Annotated in this window: 1 protein-coding gene; it reads right to left on the bottom strand. The window is 77.5% G+C overall.

Going from position 1 to position 2,101, the window contains the following annotated elements; all coding sequences use genetic code 11:
• A partial coding sequence (locus VGR37_24120; protein HEV2150508.1) for a condensation domain-containing protein occupies positions 1-2,101 on the bottom strand: 2,101 nt, incomplete at both ends.

Here is a 2,101-nt window from a genome sequence, read left to right as displayed (position 1 = left end):
GCGCCGGCCAGGCGCTCGCGCCAGTACGCCAGGTGCGGGGCGAGCCGCTCCGCGTCCAGGTGCTCGCGCTGCCAGAGGGAGAAGTCGGCGTACTGCACCGGCAGCTCCGGGAGCGGGTCGGGCTCTCCCGCGCGCGCGGCGGCGTAGAGCGCCTCCAGCTCCCGGTGGAGCACCCCGGTGCTCCACCCGTCGCCGACGACGTGGTGCATCACCAGCAGGAGCACCGCCTCCCCGCGCAGCCGGAAGAGGTGGGCGCGGAAGAGCGGGCCGCGCTCCAGGTCGAAGGGGCGGGCGGCCTCCGCCTCCAGGAGCGCCGCGAGCGCGGGCGCGGAGCGGGCCGCGGGGAGCCCGCCGAGCTCCACCGTGCGCAGGACCCGCCCCGCGGGCGGGTGGACGAGCTGGACGGGAACGCCCTCCACCTCGCGGAAGGTGGTGCGCAGCACCTCGTGCCGCTCCACGATCCTGGCGAGGCTCCGCTCCAGCGCTTCCTCGTCGAGGCTCCCGGCCAGGCGGAACGCCACGGGGAGGTTGTAGGCCGAGTTCCCGGGGTGGAGCTGCTCCAGGAACCAGAGGCGCTGCTGCGCGAAGGACAGCGGGGCCTCGCGCGCGCCCGTGCGGCGCACCGGCGGGAGCGCCTCCTCGGTCCGGACCGCCGAGTCCACGTACCGGGCGAGCCGGGCCACCGTGGGCTCCTCGAACATCACCCGCAGGGGGAGGTCGAGCCCGAACACCTGCGCCACCCGCGAGACGGCCCGGGTCGCGACGAGGGAGTGCCCGCCCAGGTCGAAGAAGTCCGCCCCCACCCCGACCCGCTCCACCCCCAGGAGCTGCGACCAGATCGCCGCGACCACCTCCTCGGTGGGCGTGGGCGGCCGGGTGTGCTCGTCCTCGGGCGAGGCCTGCGGGGGGGCCGGGAGGGCCCGGCGGTCGGTATTCCCGTCGGCCCCCAGGGGGAGCGCCTCCAGCACCACCAGCGCCGAGGGCACCATGTAGCCCGGGAGTCTTGCCTTCAGCCGGTCCCGGAGCTCACCGGTGGAGAGCTGCGCGCCGGGCGCCGGGACCACGTAGCCCACCAGGCGCTCCTCCCCCGCCCCGCCGTCCATCGCCACGACCGCCGCTTCGAGCACCTCCGGCTCGCCGGCGAGGATCTCCTCCACCGCGCCGGGATCGACGCGGAAGCCGCGGACCGTCACCTGTCCGTCCACCCTCCCCAGGTGCTCCAGCTCCCCCGAGGGGAGCCAGCGGACCCGGGCGCCGGTGCGGTACATCCGCGCCCCGGGCTCCGGGGAGAACGGATCGGGCAGGAAGCCCGCCGCGGTCGGCGCCGGGCGCCCCAGGTAGCCGCGGGCCACGCCGGCCCCTCCCAGGAAGAGCTCACCGGGAACGCCGACCGGCACCGGGGCGCCCGAGCGGTCCAGCACGTAGAGGGAGGAGCCCCCCCCGGTGGGGCCGTGGAGGACCCCGACCTCCGCCGCCGGGAAGACCTCGCGCATCCGCGCGAGCAGCCCCGGCGCGACCGAGTCTCCCCCGACGAAGGCCCGGCGGACCCCCGGGAGCGTGCCCCGTCCCGAGGCGACCACCTCCCGGACGAGCCGGCCCATCAGGGCGGGCGTGGCGTGCACCACGGTGCAAGCCTCGACGTCCGCAGCCAGCCGCGCGGCGTCCAGGGCCCGCTCCCCGGGGACCAGGCGCACCGTGCTCCCGGCGAGGAGCGGGACCAGGCATTCCAGGAGCCAGGCCTCGGAGGCGAACGGGGCCAGGCAGGGGACCCGGTCGCCGGCCTCCGGGCCGAACGCTTCCAGGGCGGCGGACGTGGTGGCGAGGAGGGCCCGGTGATCGACGCAGACCCCGCGCGGCGCCCCCGCGGCCTCCGGGCCGTAGCTCACGTACGCGAGCTGCTCCGGGGCGATGGCGGCGGTCGGGAGGGCGGCGCCCTCCCGCGCGATCCGCGGCCACTCCGCGTCGATGCACACCACCTCGGCCGCCGTCCCGCGGAGGCGGTCCAGGAGGCGCTCCTGCGCGAGGACGAGAGAGACCGACGCGTCCGCGGCGAGGTCGGCGAGGCGCCCTGGCGCGTGCCCGGGGTCCAGCGGGACGAAGG

Source organism: Longimicrobiaceae bacterium (assembly GCA_035936415.1).
Lineage (GTDB): Bacteria > Gemmatimonadota > Gemmatimonadetes > Longimicrobiales > Longimicrobiaceae > JAFAYN01.
This window is presented reverse-complemented; position numbering and strand designations above follow the sequence as displayed.